At 59.2% G+C, this 15324-nt stretch carries 12 protein-coding genes; 5 read left to right on the top strand and 7 right to left on the bottom strand.

Going from position 1 to position 15324, the window contains the following annotated elements:
- Window positions 1–16: 16 nt before the first annotated feature.
- From ACRER8_RS23660 to ACRER8_RS23645, 4 genes are all read right to left on the bottom strand, one after another.
- Window positions 17–1063 (bottom strand): polyamine ABC transporter substrate-binding protein, encoded by a 1047-nt coding sequence (locus ACRER8_RS23660; RefSeq protein ID WP_431748602.1) that lies wholly within the window; start codon window positions 1061–1063, stop codon window positions 17–19.
- An 89-nt stretch (window positions 1064–1152) separates the two neighbouring features.
- On the bottom strand, window positions 1153–2277 hold the full coding sequence (locus ACRER8_RS23655; RefSeq protein ID WP_431748601.1) for an ABC transporter ATP-binding protein: 1125 nt from the start codon (window positions 2275–2277) through the stop codon (window positions 1153–1155).
- 334 nt (window positions 2278–2611) lie between these two features.
- A complete protein-coding gene (locus ACRER8_RS23650) occupies window positions 2612–3241 on the bottom strand; it encodes a response regulator (RefSeq protein ID WP_431748600.1) in 630 nt (209 codons plus the stop codon).
- Window positions 3238–5295, bottom strand: a complete 2058-nt coding sequence (locus ACRER8_RS23645) for a PAS domain-containing sensor histidine kinase (RefSeq protein WP_431748622.1) — start codon at window positions 5293–5295, stop codon at window positions 3238–3240. Before ACRER8_RS23645 ends, ACRER8_RS23650 begins: the two co-directional genes overlap by 4 nt.
- 151 nt (window positions 5296–5446) lie before the next feature.
- Between ACRER8_RS23645 and ACRER8_RS23640 the strand changes: the two genes are divergently transcribed.
- Window positions 5447–6448, top strand: a complete 1002-nt coding sequence (locus ACRER8_RS23640; RefSeq protein WP_431748599.1) for an alpha/beta hydrolase family protein — start codon at window positions 5447–5449, stop codon at window positions 6446–6448.
- A 296-nt stretch (window positions 6449–6744) separates the two neighbouring features.
- Here ACRER8_RS23640 and ACRER8_RS23635 read toward each other — a convergent pair whose 3' ends face one another.
- From ACRER8_RS23635 to ACRER8_RS23625, 3 genes are read right to left on the bottom strand one after another with little or no spacing between them, the layout of a single operon-like run.
- Entirely contained in the window at window positions 6745–7518 is a 774-nt protein-coding gene (locus ACRER8_RS23635; protein WP_431748598.1) for a DnaJ domain-containing protein, read from the bottom strand.
- Entirely contained in the window at window positions 7519–8202 is a 684-nt protein-coding gene (gene murU / locus ACRER8_RS23630) for an N-acetylmuramate alpha-1-phosphate uridylyltransferase MurU (RefSeq protein ID WP_431748597.1), read from the bottom strand.
- A 36-nt stretch (window positions 8203–8238) separates the two neighbouring features.
- A complete protein-coding gene (locus ACRER8_RS23625; protein ID WP_431748596.1) occupies window positions 8239–9267 on the bottom strand; it encodes an aminoglycoside phosphotransferase family protein in 1029 nt (342 codons plus the stop codon).
- Window positions 9268–9396: 129 nt separating this feature from the next.
- Between ACRER8_RS23625 and ACRER8_RS23620 the strand changes: the two genes are divergently transcribed.
- Genes ACRER8_RS23620 through rsmA form a run of 4 tightly spaced genes read left to right on the top strand, consistent with a single transcriptional unit; the run spans window position 9397 to window position 15293 of the window.
- Entirely contained in the window at window positions 9397–12201 is a 2805-nt protein-coding gene (locus tag ACRER8_RS23620; RefSeq protein WP_431748595.1) for an LPS-assembly protein LptD, read from the top strand.
- Window positions 12182–13504, top strand: coding sequence for a peptidylprolyl isomerase (locus ACRER8_RS23615; RefSeq protein ID WP_431748594.1), 1323 nt, complete (start codon window positions 12182–12184; stop codon window positions 13502–13504). Before ACRER8_RS23620 ends, ACRER8_RS23615 begins: the two co-directional genes overlap by 20 nt.
- A complete protein-coding gene (gene pdxA / locus ACRER8_RS23610; protein ID WP_431748593.1) occupies window positions 13501–14490 on the top strand; it encodes a 4-hydroxythreonine-4-phosphate dehydrogenase PdxA in 990 nt (329 codons plus the stop codon). The genes ACRER8_RS23615 and pdxA overlap by 4 nt, the downstream gene beginning before the upstream one ends.
- Window positions 14487–15293: a 16S rRNA (adenine(1518)-N(6)/adenine(1519)-N(6))-dimethyltransferase RsmA gene (rsmA, locus tag ACRER8_RS23605; protein WP_431748592.1), complete on the top strand. Its 807-nt coding sequence runs from the start codon at window positions 14487–14489 to the stop codon at window positions 15291–15293. The genes pdxA and rsmA overlap by 4 nt, the downstream gene beginning before the upstream one ends.
- The last annotated feature ends 31 nt before the right edge of the window (window positions 15294–15324 follow it).

The following is a 15324-nucleotide window of genomic DNA, read 5'->3' as shown; positions in this document are numbered from 1 at the left end:
GCTACAGGGGCACGACTTATTTGGCAGCCCAGGAATTGAAGCGCTGTTCCAGCGACTCACCGAAGTCGGCCCAGAATTTCACGTCGATCTGCACCTGGCTCTTGATGTTCTCAGGCGTGGTCGGCATATCTTTCAGGGTGTCGGCGCTCAGCATCGAAACAGCCTGGGTGTTGGCCGGGCCGTAGGCGATGTTTTCAGAGAAGGTCTTCTGCTGTTCAGGCTTGAGCGTGTAGGCCAGGAACTTTTTCGCTTCCTCGGCGTTTTTCGAGCCCTTCGGAATTGCCCAGGCGTCGAAGTCATACACGCCGCCAGTCCAGACCACTTTCAGATTGCTTTCTTTCTGCACCGCAGCGATGCGACCGTTGTAAGCCGAGCTCATCACCACGTCACCCGATTGCAGGAACTGCGGAGGCTGTGCGCCCGCTTCCCACCACTGGATGCTTGGCTTGAGCTTGTCGAGCATCCTGAAGGCCCGATCCTGGCCCTCTTTGGTCGCCAGCACTTTGTAGACGTCTTTGGGCGCAACGCCATCGGCCATCAGGGCGAATTCCAGGGTGTATTTGGCGCCTTTACGCAGGCCGCGTTTACCCGGGAATTTTTCGGTGTTCCAGAAATCGGCCCAACCGGTGGGTGCGGTTTTCAGCTTGTCGGCGTTGTAGGCCAGCACAGTCGACCACACGAAGAAGCCCACGCCACAGGCCTGGATCGCACCGGGCACGTAGTCTTCTTTGTTGCCCAGAATCGCCGGATCGACTTCCTCGAACATGTCTTCGTCACAACCACGGGACAATTCCGGGGATTCGACCTCCACCAGATCCCAGTTCACGCTCTTGGTGTCGACCATGGCTTTGACCTTGGCCATCTCACCGTTGTACTCGCCAGCGATGATCTTGCCGCCGCCGGTTTTTTCCCAAGGTGCGTAGAAGGCTTTTTCCTGAGCCGTCTTGTTCGCGCCGCCAAAGGAAATCACAGTCAGATCCGCTGCCATGGCTTGCGTCGCGCACATCATGCCGACCGATATGGCTGTGAGCCCGAGTGTCTTGAGACTGAATGTCTTGAGCATTTATTTTTCTCTCCACGAACATATGTTGGTTAAGCAATTGGGCGATTCATTCGCCTCTGGGTGCCTCGGTTATGCGTACCGCAGGTGAGTCAATGCGCGTCCTGCAAAGGGTCCAGCGCGCGCGCGTGCTCGACCTGCCATCCAATGGGCACAACGTCGCCAACGCTCAATGCCGGATCCAGCTCGGCAATCGGCTGCTTGACGAAGAAATCGGTTTTCCCGGCTACCTCCAGGCGCACCCGCACGTGGTCGCCCAAATAAATGAATTCGGCGACGCGACCGGAGAACCGGTTGACGCAACTTTCGCTGCGGCCGTTGAGGTTCACGCGCTCGGGGCGAATCGACAACGTGACCGGGCTGCCCGCGGGGCCGACGTTGACCGCCAGCGCTTCGACTTTCTCGCCACGGGTCAGCGCGACCTGGCAACGATCGCCGGTGTGGCTGACCAAGGTGCCGTTGATGCGGTTGTTCTCGCCGATGAAGTTGGCGACGAAGGTGTTCTTTGGCTCTTCATACAGCGTGCGTGGCGGTGCGATCTGCTGGATTTCGCCCTGATGGAATACCGCGACGCGATCGGACATGGTCAGCGCTTCGCCCTGATCGTGGGTCACGTAGACCACAGTCACCCCCAGGCGCTGGTGCAGATGCTTGATCTCCATCTGCATATGCTCACGCAGCTGCTTGTCGAGGGCGCCCAGGGGTTCATCCATCAGTACCAGTTGCGGTTCGAACACCAGCGCGCGAGCCAGCGCCACACGTTGCTGCTGCCCTCCGGACAACTGCGCCGGATAGCGATGGGCGAAGGTGCCGAGCTGTACCATGTCCAGTGCGCGCTTGACCTTTTCAGCAACGTCGGTCTTGCTCATGCCGCGCACCGACAGCGGGAATGCCAGGTTCTCGGCGACCGTCATGTGCGGGAACAGCGCGTAGTTCTGGAACACCATGCCGATGTCGCGCTTGTGTGGCGGTACGTTGTTGATCGAGCGCCCGCCCAGCAGGATTTCGCCTGCGGTCGGTGTTTCGAAACCGGCGAGCATCATAAGGCTGGTGGTCTTGCCGGAACCCGAAGGCCCGAGCAGGGTGAGGAACTCGCCTTTACGAATGTCCAGGTTGAGGTCTTTGACGATCAGGACTTCGCCGTCGTAGCTCTTTTGCACACCACGAAAGCTGACCAGAACATCATTCGTCCCGGCGCTTGAATCGACATTGCTCATTACCCACACCTTTGTTTATTCAAACGTGAGGCAAGCCTAGATCAGCCTGCAGGCCGCGCAAATCGGGACGCAGGAGAGATTGGACTAGGTGCGATGGAAGGTTGTTTGTAGGGATTGCCCTACATGGGTGGCGGGGATAGGTATGTGTTGCTGAAGGATTTTGGGGCGCGATCTGTCGGCCTCATTGCATTCAACAATCAGACGCCGCACCTGTAGGACCGAATACATGCGGGATGGCGGATTTTCAAGCGCTACACCTGTGTCGCCCGAACCGTCGTCTCGTGAATGAATTCGCTCCACAGGGGTGCGATCACGGTTGGCTTAAATGTCGTTTTCAGACCAACTTATGCTCCATCGCATACTTCACCAGCTCGGCCAGCGAAGTGATGTTGAGCTTCTGCATCAACCGCGCTTTGTGAGTGCTGATGGTCTTGCTGCTCAGCGCCAGCTGTTGAGCGATGTCATTGACGTTGGCGCCTTGGGCCAGGCGCTCGAACACCGAAAACTCGCGCTCGGACAACGACGCGTGCAAAGGCCGGCTGTCTGTCAGCCCCACTTCGAACACCATGCGGTCGGCCAGATCCGGATCGATGTAACGCCCGCCCGCAGCCACCCGTCGGATCGCCGTCAGCAGCAGCGCCGGATCACTGTCCTTGGTTGCATAACCGGCCGCGCCGACTTTCAACGCACGAGCGGCCATCTGTGCTTCGTCGTGCATCGACAGCACCAGAATCGCCGGTGGATTATTCAGCGCGCGAATCCTCGGGATCGCCTCGAGCCCGTTCACCCCCGGCATCGAAATATCGAGCAGTACGACCTCGCATTCGATATGGCGCAGGGCCTCCAGCAATTGCTCACCGTTACTCGCCTCGCCCGCCACTTGCAGATCCTTGGCCAGGCCAATCAACTGCTTGATGCCCTCGCGGACAATGGTGTGGTCCTCGGCAACCAATACACGAATCACTGCACTTGCTCCTGCGCGACCTGTTCCAGCGGAATGTAGATGCGCAAGGTTGTGCCTTCTCCCGGCGTGCTGTCCAGCTGCAATCGTCCGCCCATGATCAGCACCCGTTCACGCATGCCCACCAGACCGAACGACGCAGGACGCTCCTTACTCTGGTCAAACCCCCGGCCGTCATCGGCGATGCTCATGCACAGCAGGCCATCACTCAGACTCAGATTCAATTCAACGGTGTGCGCTTCAGCGTGACGCATGACGTTGGTCAATGACTCCTGAAGAATGCGGAACAGGCCGATTGCCGTTGCGGCCGGCAGCGCTGGCAAGTTGTCCGGGACCTCAACCAGACATGGAATCTGCGTGCGCGCCTCGAAGCGTCGCGCCTGCCATTCAATAGCCGAAGCGATGCCGGCGTCGAGAATCGGCGGGCGCAAGGCAGAGGCGACATCGCGTACCAGTTGGAAGAGTTGGGCTATCAGACGTTTCATACTGTTGAGCCGGTCCCGCAGTCCAGGATCGAGATCGGCATAGGCCAGTTCGCACATGGACGTTTCCAGCTTCAGCACCGTCAGCATCTGACCCAGCTCGTCATGAACCTCCCTCGCGATTCGAGCCTTTTCCTCTTCCCGGACGGTTTCAAGGTGTGCAGACAACTCGCGCAGTTGTTCAGCCAGCACCTGCAAACGGGCCTCGCTTTCCTGCAGGGCGGCGAGCGAACGGCGACGCTCGGTGACGTCCGTGATAAACACCACAAGGTATTCGGCTTCGCGAAAACGCAGGAAACTCAGCGATACATCGGCCGGCAAGACGCTGCCGTCGGCGCGCAGGCAGTTGCTTTCGAAGTTCTGCGGGCGCTCGTCGCTGGAACGGGCGTTTTTCCAAAGATTCAGCCAGCGATCCATATTCAGACCGGGCTCGAAGTCGATCAGCGGCCGATCAACCACAGCGCCTTGCTCATAACCGAGCATGGTCTCTGCGGCGTGGTTGGCGTAGCGCACGTGGCTGTCCCAATTGACCCAGAGAATGCCCACCGTGCTCTGGTCGATGGAGAACTGCGCCAGACGCAATGCCTTTTCGGCCGCCAGACGCCGGCTAATGTCTTCACGGGCGGCCAGCAAATCCCGCTCCAGCACCTGCTGCTGTTTGCGCTGCCAGAAGACGATCGCCGCGCTAGCCATCAGCAGGACCAACAACAGCGCGGCAATGTTTTTCCACAAACCCGGTGTCTCGCTGACCTGCGGATAGCCAAGGGGCATCCATTGGGCGTGTAGCTGATCCAGATCCTTGGGCGCAATCGCACTCAGCGCCCGGCTGATGATTTCCGCCAGTTCAGGCGCATCACGTCGGGACGCCACTCGCAACAGTTGCGGAAAACCGATATCCCCCACCACGGCCAGCCCGGCGAACTCGCTTTCCCGAGACAAACGGCTGAGCTGCGCTTCGTCGATGACCGCATAACGCGCCTGCTGACTCAGCAACAGCTGTAAGGCTTGTCGTTCGAGCGGCACGCCTTGAAGGTTGAGATGGGGGTAGTTGGAGCGCAAATAATCGGCTGTGGCGCTGGGCATACGCACGGCGACACGGACGAGGCTGTCGAGTTTTTCCAGATCCACAGCGCCTGACCCGTCACGTTCGCCGACCACCAGTTGCGACACCCGCATATAAGGATCGGAATACAACCACATGCGCAGGCCTGCCGGGGTTTGAGTCAGGCCCGGCGCGAAGTCGATCTGCCCCTCGTTCAGCGCTTTCTCAAGCTCGGCCTGATCGGAAAAATTACGCCACAGCAATTCGACCTGCAGGGTCTTGGCCATCAGGTTGACCAGATCGACGTTGGCCCCGGACAGCACCTGCGCACGGCGGTCGAACTGCGCAAAAGGCGCCTGCAACACCAGACCGACACGCAATTGACCGCGCTGATTGAGCCAGTCGCGCTGAGCACGATTCAAGACGTCGGGGGGCGCGCTCGCCACACCCGCCATTGCGGTCGATGACAGAATGCTCAGCAGCAGGCAAATCAAGAGCGCGCTCGGACAGCCGATAACCCGAAGGCACAACATGCGGATTCTCAACCTGTCATCTCCATTTCCCGGAATCCCTGATCGATCATGTGTTGTGCGGGCGCCCGAGCTGCGGACCCGATACCCGTCCTGACAAACAGTCATCAACCCATTAGGCTGCCGGAATTGTTTCCGGCCTTTGGAATATTCGATGTCCTACACCATTCGCGCAATGTTTCCCGCGATTTGCCTGACGCTGATACTGCCTTGCTCGCAGATCGCGATGGCCGCAGACCCTGCTCCGGCCGATGATGCCAAAGGTGCCGAAACCCCGGTGGAGCGCGCGGCGTTACCTTCGCGCAGCCAGGAAGACGCCCTGGCGCTGGAGCGTCAGGTGCCCAAAGCCGAGCAGCAGCAATTGCAGGCTGCAGATGAGAGCTTTCTTGCCTTGTGGAAACCTGCAAACACCGACGACGCCAAAGGCGCGATAGTGATCGTCCCCGGTGCCGATGAATCCGCCGACTGGCCGAATGCCGTAGGTCCGCTGCGGCGCAAGTTGCCGGATGTAGGTTGGTCCAGCCTGAGCCTGAGCTTGCCGGACGCTTACAACGACGGTGTATTCGCGCGCGCCGCCGACAAACCGGTTACAGACGACAAAGCCGCCGCCGACAAAGACAAACCCAAGGACGCACAAGCCAACATGCCAGATCCGGCAGCCAGCGCTGAAGCCGACGCAGCAGCGGCGGCCGAGCAAGCGGCTGCACAGGCTGAACTGGCCAAGGCCAACGCCGAGAAAATCTTCGCACGCATCGACAGCGCCATCGCCTTCGCTCAGCAGAATAAAGCTCACAGCATTGCGTTGCTGGGCCATGGCACGGGCGCCTACTGGGTTGCGCGCTATATGAGCGAGCGCCCGTCGCCTGCGGTGCAGAAACTGGTAATGGTCACGGCGGTCGATACCGGCAAGGACACCCCTTCGTTGCTGGAGGTATTGCCGACGCTGAGGGTCGCGACGGCGGATTTCGTCAACAAGGACAAGCCGGTGCCGCGCCAACAGGCGCAGGATCGACTGGATGCCAGCAAGCGCGTGAAGAACTCACGCTTCACTCAAGTGACATTGAACGCAATTCCAGGCAATGCAGCCATGGAACAGGATCAGCTGTTCCGCCGGGTTCGGGGGTGGTTGGAGGGCAGTAGCGTTAATGGATCCTGAGTAGCTGCGCGTGATGACCTGACGAATTGGCTTCGAGTGTAGGAGCCAGCTTGCTGGCGAACAGCGCTGTGTCAGTTACTTCTGCCTCACTGATACACCGCTGTTCGCCAGCAAGCCCGCTCCTACAGCATGTCACCGATCATAAAATCTGTAGCAGTCCGGCTTGCCGGTAGCGATCTCGCCGGCGCCACTGCCGGCAAGCCGTGCTGCTACAGAAGTCCGCATAAAGCGCCGTACGACAACGTTGACCGATGCGGGGGGGTGCGTCCTCCTGTGGTACCAAAAGCAGCCTCCCATCAGCGAAACCCGCGCCTCTCTCGAATCAGCGCATAGGCATTATGCAATTCGCGGGTTCTTTCGGTGGCGTCCCGGACCTGCATCTGACTGGCACCGGAACCTGCAATCTTGTCTGGATGGTGCTGGCTCAGCAGACGACGATACGCCTGCTTGATTTGCGCGGGTTCCGAGTCCGTCCGTACACCAAGCAAGCGCAAGGCCCTCTGGTATTCTCCGTGACCGCCGCTGGCGGGCGCTCGCGTTCGCTGTTCATCCTCGGTCGCGGACAATGCCGCGACCTTATCCGCGGTCCACCCCAGCCATTTGCCCCAGAGCATGATCAACTCGCGCTCGGCTCTCGAGGCCTTGCCATCGGCCCAAGCCATGCGCCAGCAGGCACGCAACAGGCCTTCGGCTGCATGGGGCTGGGTTTTCAGGCGCGTCAGGTGCACGCGCAGATTGTCATGGCCGTCCTTGCCCCGACCAAACGCCGCGATCGCACGACGCTTGGCAGGCTCACTCAAGTCCAGACGGCGCATCTCCACCCGGGCTTGCTGAATATGACCGTCGACCACCCGGCCATCACTTTTCGCAAGGCGACCGAGCAGGATGAAGATCAGCTCATCATCGCGCGGCACCTTGCGTCCGCTGATGCGCTCGCGCAATTCGGCCAGGTTCTGAATATGCAGCCGCCGGTCCAGCGCCTGTCCGAGCAGTGCCCCCAGCATCGCACCAGGGATGCTGGCGATCGCATACCCGACACCACCGCCAATCACGGTGAAAGGCCAGAGCATCTAGGGTTTCACCGCAAGGATCTGCTCAACTTCCGCCAACCGTTCATGAGTGCCGACATCCACCCAGCGGCCCGTGAAATGCTCACCGGTCACCAACCCCTTGGCGATTGCGTCGCGCAGTAAGGGCGCCAGTTTGAACGCCCCCTCGCTGCAAGCGGCGAACAGCCAGGGATCCAAGACAGCGATGCCACTGTAGGTCAGGCGTGGCAGACTGGCGTCATCCCGCAATTCGCCGCCCACCAGGGCGAAGTCGCCAGCGGGGTGATGCAGCGGATTGTCCACCAGCACCAGATGCGCCAGCCCTTTGATCCGCGCGTTATTTATTGACGCATTCAGCGCCGTGAAGTCGCAGTCGGTCCAGATATCTCCATTGACCACCAGGAACGGTTCGTCGCCGAGCAGCGGCAGCGCGCGGAAAATCCCGCCACCGGTTTCCAGCGGTTCGCCTTCGGGTGAATAGCGAATGCTCAACCCCAACTGCCGACCATCGCCCAGATAATCCTCGATCTGCTGACCCAGCCAGGCGTGGTTGATCACCACCTCGGCAAAGCCCGCCGCTTTCAAAGCCCGCAGGTGATATTCGATCAGCGGGACGCCACCGGCGCGAACCAGAGGCTTGGGCGTATGCAAGGTCAGCGGCCGCAGGCGCTCGCCTTTACCTGCTGCCAGAATCATCGCTTTCATGCATCCCTCTTCAAGACAGTCTTCACATCCATTCCTTCACACGGCGGCTTCTTGTTTTGGCTGACCGAGACTGGTCAGAAGATTGCTCAACTCGGCCAGCTCAGGTCGGCGTGCCAGCACCGCTTCTATATAAGAGAAGAAGCGGGGAACGTCGGCGACGTAACGCGGCTTGCCGTCACGGTGACAAATGCGCGAAAAAATACCGATTACCTTCAAATGACGCTGCACGCCCATTAAATCACTGGCGCGACGGAATTCTTCGAAATCATCCTGCACCGCGATACCCAGCGCTCCGGCTTTCTCCCAATAAGTCCTCAGCCAGCCCGCAACACGCTCTTCTGGCCAACTCAAGAACGCGTCCTTGAACAGGCAGGTGATGTCGTACGTCACCGGACCGTATACCGCATCCTGAAAATCCAGCACGCCGGGGTTCGGCTCGCTGATCATCAGGTTACGCGGCATGTAGTCGCGATGAACCAGGACCTTCGGCTGCGCCAGCGCACTTTCGATCAGCAGATCACTGACCCGTTGCCAATTGGCCTGCTGCGCTTGATCGAACTCGATTCCCAGATGCCGCTTCACATACCACTCTGGGAAAAGCTCGAGCTCACGACGCAAGAGGGCGACGTCATAGCTGGGCAGAGGCGCTTCCATCGGCAACTGCTGATACGCCAGTAGTGCTTGGATGGCGTCGGCGAACAATTGATCCGCATTGTGTTCGTCGATCACATCCAAGTAGGTTTTCCGACCCAGATCGTTGAGCAAAAGAAAGCCCTGATTCAGGTCTTCGGCATAAATTTTCGGAACATTAATTCCTGATCTGCTCAATAAATGAGCGATATCGACGAAGGGTTTACAGTTTTCCTGAGGGGGTGGAGCATCCATCACGATAAAAGTGTGGCCCTCGCCTTCCCAGCGGAAGTAACGACGGAAACTTGCGTCGCTACTGGCCGCAGTCAACGTGGCCGGGGGTATGGCGCCCCAGCCTTGGGCCGCGAACAACTTTGGCAGTTGCTTATCGAGCCAAACTTTCAGGTGTTGCAGACGTACATCTTGATCTGGCATTGCAAGGGTCTCCGACGGCGCTAGCCGTCAAGCGGGTCATGCTTTATTATCCGACATCTTTTTCAGCCCATCGAGAGGCGTGCGGCCCCCCCGCGGGCAGATGGCGCGCAGGAAGCCCGGACTAATAAGATGGCATTGAAATCCCCCGCGTTTCGTAAAAAATTTCCGTTGCTCGTAACCGGCAGTTTGCTGGCGATGCAACCTCTGGCCACCCAGTACGTGGTTGCAGCTGAACAGTATGACTGCTCGGTGTCTGCAACAGGTTCCTGGGATTGCTCCCCGAAAACCACTGCAGTCCAGTTGCCTCCGCGGCCAGTGCACGATGCCAATAACGTGTCGTCCAACAGCAGCACGGTGACTGAGTCCACAACGACCACCGAAAGCGGTGAAGTCGTGCCCAAGACGATGCTGGTCACCGAGGCCAAGGGCCGTGGCCTGAAATCGCGCAGCGCAGATTACAGCCATTTGGACTGGGTACCGCGCGAGAAATTGACCGCTGCCCAGCTGGCGGAGACCGGTCCCTACTGCTCCGGTGCCTATATCGAGCCGATTCGTCCAGGCATGGATGACAAGACCGCGAAGAGCGATGCCCCTACCTTCATCGGTGCCAAGGCTTCGCGTTATCAGCAGGAAGAGCAGATCGCGACCCTGGCCGGTGACGTCGTCATGCGCCAGGGCTCCATGCAGGTCGAATCCGATGAAGCCAGCCTGCATCAGGCCGAAAACCGCGGCGAACTGAACGGCGATGTCCGTCTGCGCGACAACGGCGCGCTGATCGTGGGTGATCATGCCGAAGTACAGCTGGACACGGGCGAAGCGAAGGTCGACAACGCCGAATACGTGCTGCACAAATCCAATGTGCGTGGTAACGCGCTGTACGCTCGCCGTGCAGAGAACGCGATCATCCGCCTGAAGGACGGTACGTACACCACGTGCGAACCAAACAGCAACGCCTGGACAGTCAAGGGCAACAACATCACCCTTAACCCGGCCACCGGTTTCGGTACTGCGACCAACGCAACGCTGCGTGTGAAGGACATCCCTGTCCTCTACACCCCGTACATTTATTTCCCGATCGACGATCGTCGCCAGTCCGGCTTCCTGCCACCGACCATCGGTGCCAGCAGCGACACCGGCTTCTCGTTGCTCACTCCGTACTACTTCAACCTGGCGCCGAACTACGACGCCACGTTGTATCCGACCTACATGGCCAAGCGCGGCCTCTTGCTCGAAGGCGAGTTCCGTTACCTGACCAAGAGCAGCGAAGGTCAGTTCGGTGCGGCTTACCTGAACGACGACAACGACGATCGCAAGCAGGAATCCGATTACAAGGACACCCGTTGGCTGATCAACTGGCAGAACCGCAGCGGCCTGGATGAGCGCCTGACCGCGCACGTCGACTACACCAAGGTCAGCGATCCTTACTACTTCAGGGACCTGAAGAGCGGTCAGGAAGGCTTGACCACTCACGATTACCTGAATCAGCAGGGCGACCTGACATACCGCGGCGACAGCTATCAGGCGCGCCTGAACGTTCAGCAGTATCAGCTGACCACTGTCAGCCAGATCACGCCGTATGGCCGTCTGCCTCAGCTGACGCTGAATGGCACATTGCCTTTCAATCCGGGTGGTTTGAAGTTCGATTACGAGTCAGAGCTGGTACGGTTTGATCGTGACCTGCGTGATGGCAACTTCGTTGACGAAGATGGTAATCCGAGCCCCCGCCTGGACAACAACATCCGAGGGATCGAGCGCGCCACGGGTGACAGGCTGAACCTGGCTCCTTCGATCAGCTTACCGATGACAGCCAGCTACGGATTCATAACTCCGAAGCTCAAGTATGCTTACACCAAATACGATCTGGACCTGGATGGGCAAGGGAAGGCCTTCATCGCCTCTACTGAAAACCAGAATTCTGATACTCGTCAAAGTTTCGACAGTGGCGTAGATCGTGCAGTGCCAATTTTTAGCGTAGACAGTGGCCTGTACTTCGATCGCAATACCAACTGGTTCGGCAAGAACTACCGCCAGACCCTGGAACCGCGCATGTACTACCTGTACGTGCCTGAGAAAGATCAAGACAACATCCCGATTTTCGACTCTGGCGAAACGACCTTCAACTATGCCTCGCTGTTCCGCGACAACCGCTTCGTTGGTTCCGACCGTATCGGCGACGAGAACAAGCTGTCGCTGGGCGTGACCAACCGCTGGATCGAAGACAATGGCTTCGAACGTCAGCGTGTGAGCATCGGCCAGGCGGTCTACTTCGCCGACCGCAAGGTGCAGCTACCAGGCATCAGCTTCGAAGATCGCAAGGATGCACAATCCGACGTGTCCCCGTACGCGCTGGAATATGAGTACCGCTTCAACCGCGACTGGCGTGCCACGTCGGACTTCAACTGGGACCCGGATAGCCGTAGCACTCGCTCCGGCAGCGCCATGGTTCACTACCAGCCTGAAGACAACCCCGGCAAGATCATCAACGCCGGTTATCGCTATCGCAACGACCAGGTTCGCTACGACCAGACTACCGGTCGGTGGAGCGTGGGCGGCGGCGACTACACCTTCCCTGATGGATCCGTCATCAAGGATTACTACAAGATCCAGCAGCACGACTTCTCGGTCATCTGGCCAGTCGCGCCGCAATGGAGCGCTATCGGTCGCTGGCAATATGACTACAACCGTGATCGTACCCTCGAAGCCTTTGGTGGTTTTGAATATGACAACTGCTGCTGGAAGCTGCGTTTGATCAACCGGTACTGGGTCGACTATGACGAGTCCACTCAAGAAATACCGCAGAACGAGAAAGGCGACCGCGGCGTATTCCTACAAATCGTGTTGAAGGGACTTGGTGGCGTAGTCGGCCAAAAAGTTGAAAGCTTCCTCGACAAAGGCATCCAAGGTTATCGTGAACGTGAAGACCAAGCTTTCTGATTGTCTGCGCCCGCTGATGCTGGGCGCGTTACTCATCGGTACGGTGGCGCACGCTGAAGTGCGCACCATCGACAAGGTTGTAGCCATAGTCGACAACGACGTGGTCATGCAAAGCCAGCTCGACCAGCGCACCCGTGAAGTTCAGCAAACCATCGCCAAGCGCGGCCAGGGCGTTCCACCTGCCAGCGCTCTGGAGTCTCAGGTCCTGGATCGTCTGATTCTGGAAAACCTGCAATTGCAGATTGGTGAGCGGTCGGGCATTCGCATCACCGATGAAGAACTGAACCAGGCGGTCGGTACCATCGCTCAGCGCAACAACATGAGCATCGATCAGTTCAAGGCTGCGCTGGCCCACGACGGCCTGTCGTACAACAACGCACGCGAACAGATTCGCCGGGAAATGATCATCAGCCGCGTGCGTCAGCGCCGTGTGGCCGAGCGCATTCAGGTGTCGGAGCAGGAAGTGAAAAACTTCCTCGCCTCGGATCTGGGCAAGGCGCAGTTCTCGGAAGAGTTCCACCTGGCCAACATCCTGGTTCCTACTCCTGACAGCGCCACTTCGGACCAGATCCAGGCGGCGGCAGTGAAGGCCAAGGACATTTACGGCAAGCTGCAGCAAGGTGCGAACTTCGAGCAGTTGGCGATTTCATCCTCGGCCAGCGAAAGCGCTCTGGACGGCGGCGACATGGGTTGGCGTAAAGCCGCTCAACTGCCACCTCCGTTCGGCGACATGCTCAATTCGATGAGCCCGGGTGAAGTGACGCCTCCAGCCCGTACGCCGGGTGGCTTCATCATCCTCAAGCTGCTGGAAAAACGCGGTGGTGAGAATCAGACCCAGATGCGCGACGAAGTCCATGTTCGTCACATCCTGATCAAACCAAGCGAAATCCGCAGCGAAGCGGAAACCAAAACCTTGGCGCAGCGCATTTATGACCGCATCCAGAACGGTGAAGATTTCGCCGAGCTGGCGAAAAACTTCTCCGAGGATCCGGGTTCTGCACTCAACGGCGGTGACATGAACTGGGTGGACCCACGTACGCTGGTGCCGGAATTCCGTGATGTCATGAACGAGACTCCGCAAGGTGTCGTGTCCAAACCGTTCCAGACTCAGTTTGGCTGGCACGTGCTGGAAGTCCTGGGCCGTCGTGCGACCGACAGCACCAACCAGGCGCGCGAGCAACAGGCGATGACTGTATTGCGTAACCGCAAATACGACGAAGAGCTGCAAACCTGGCTGCGTCAGATCCGTGACGAAGCCTACGTTGAAATCAAGCTTCCTGGCGCCGACCAGGCTGCTCAGTGAAACCCCAGCGTTTCGCCTTGACACCCGGCGAGCCCGCTGGCATCGGTCCTGACCTTTGCCTGCTGCTCGCCGCGCAGTCCCAGCCATACCCCCTGATCGCCATTACCAGTTGCGACCTGCTCAGCGAGCGGGCCGCACAACTGGGCGTGGCTGTCAGCCTGATTCCTGTCACGCCGTCCACATGGCCTGACATTCCGGCACCGGCCGGCAGCCTCTACGTGTGGGACACCCCGCTGCAGGCCCCGGTGATTGCCGGAAAATTGAACAAGGCCAACGGTGCGTTCGTTCTTGAGACACTCACCCGCGCCGGACAAGGCTGCATCAATGGCGACTTCGCCGGGATGATTACCGCCCCGGTGCACAAGGGCGTGATCAACGAAAGCGGTATCGCCTTCTCCGGCCACACCGAATTCCTTGCCGAACTGACCCGAACCGAACAAGTGGTCATGCTGCTCGCCACCGGCGATCTGCGCGTGGCGCTTGTTACCACTCACCTGCCTCTGCGTGATATTGCTGACGCAATTACCCCTGAGCGGTTGGAGCGCGTGACTCGCATCCTCCATGAAGATCTGGTCAACAAGTTCGGCATCCCTCACCCGCGCATTCTGGTCTGCGGACTGAATCCCCATGCGGGCGAAAGCGGCCATCTTGGTCGCGAAGAAATCGACATCATCGAACCTACCCTGGAGCGTCTGCGCAGCGAAGGCCTGGATTTACGGGGTCCGCTGCCTGCCGACACTCTGTTTACCCCCAAATATCTGGAGCACTGCGACGCAGTGCTGGCGATGTACCACGACCAGGGTCTGCCCGTGCTGAAGTACAAAGGCTTCGGCGCCGCCGTGAACGTCACGCTTGGCCTGCCAATCATCCGCACGTCAGTGGATCACGGCACCGCGCTGGATCTGGCCGGCAGCGGCAAGATCGACACCGGCAGCCTCAAGGTCGCGTTGCAAACCGCCTATCAGATGGCCGAGACCCGTAAATGACTGAGCAATACCAACACAAGGCGCGCAAGCGTTTCGGCCAGAACTTCCTGCACGATGCGGGCGTGATCGACAAGATCCTGCGCTCGATTCGCGCCAAAGCCGATGACCGCATGCTGGAAATCGGCCCGGGCCAGGGCGCACTGACCGAAGGCCTGCTCAGCAGCGGCGCGCAGCTCGATGTCGTGGAGCTGGACAAAGACCTGGTGCCGATTCTGATGCAACAGTTCAGCGACATGCCCAACTTCAACCTGCATCAGGGCGATGCACTGAAGTTCGATTTCAACACCTTGAACGCAGCGCCCAACAGTCTTCGCGTGGTCGGCAACCTGCCCTACAACATCTCTACGCCGCTGATCTTTCATCTGCTGCAGAACGCCCACCTGATTCGCGACATGCATTTCATGCTGCAGAAGGAAGTGGTCGAGCGTCTGGCGGCAGGTCCGGGCGGAGGTGATTGGGGTCGCCTGTCAATCATGGTTCAGTACCACTGCCGTGTGGAACATCTGTTCAACGTTGGGCCCGGCGCGTTCAACCCGCCACCCAAAGTCGACTCGGCGATCGTCCGCCTGGTGCCGCACGAGACCTTGCCACACCCGGCCAAGGATCACCGAACGCTGGAGCGCGTCGTCCGCGAGGCTTTCAACCAGCGCCGCAAGACCCTGCGCAATACCCTGAAAGCGCTGCTGACCAGCGAAGAGATCAGCGAAGCAGGTGTGGATGGCAGCTTGCGTCCAGAGCAGCTGGATCTGGCAGCATTCGTGCGTCTGGCTGACAAGCTCACTGATAAACCTATCGTCGGTTGATACCCTCGGGACATGTCTGGTCTAAGCACCA

This window comes from Pseudomonas sp., from assembly GCF_050739935.1.
Lineage (GTDB): Bacteria > Pseudomonadota > Gammaproteobacteria > Pseudomonadales > Pseudomonadaceae > Aquipseudomonas.
Note: the sequence above shows the minus strand (reverse complement) of the source record. Positions and strands in the feature narration are given on the sequence as shown.

Bases quoted from the DNA above. Each gene is read 5' to 3' on its own strand.
- ACRER8_RS23660 (WP_431748602.1), bottom strand. From the start codon at position 1,063: ATGCTCAAGACATTCAGTCTCAAGACACTCGGGCTCACAGCCATATCG.
- ACRER8_RS23655 (WP_431748601.1), bottom strand. From the start codon at position 2,277: ATGAGCAATGTCGATTCAAGCGCCGGGACGAATGATGTTCTGGTCAGC.
- ACRER8_RS23645 (WP_431748622.1), bottom strand. From the start codon at position 5,295: ATGTTGTGCCTTCGGGTTATCGGCTGTCCGAGCGCGCTCTTGATTTGC.
- ACRER8_RS23640 (WP_431748599.1), top strand. From the start codon at position 5,447: ATGTCCTACACCATTCGCGCAATGTTTCCCGCGATTTGCCTGACGCTG.
- ACRER8_RS23635 (WP_431748598.1), bottom strand. From the start codon at position 7,518: ATGCTCTGGCCTTTCACCGTGATTGGCGGTGGTGTCGGGTATGCGATC.
- murU (WP_431748597.1), bottom strand. From the start codon at position 8,202: ATGAAAGCGATGATTCTGGCAGCAGGTAAAGGCGAGCGCCTGCGGCCG.
- ACRER8_RS23625 (WP_431748596.1), bottom strand. From the start codon at position 9,267: ATGCCAGATCAAGATGTACGTCTGCAACACCTGAAAGTTTGGCTCGAT.
- ACRER8_RS23620 (WP_431748595.1), top strand. From the start codon at position 9,397: ATGGCATTGAAATCCCCCGCGTTTCGTAAAAAATTTCCGTTGCTCGTA.
- rsmA (WP_431748592.1), top strand. From the start codon at position 14,487: ATGACTGAGCAATACCAACACAAGGCGCGCAAGCGTTTCGGCCAGAAC.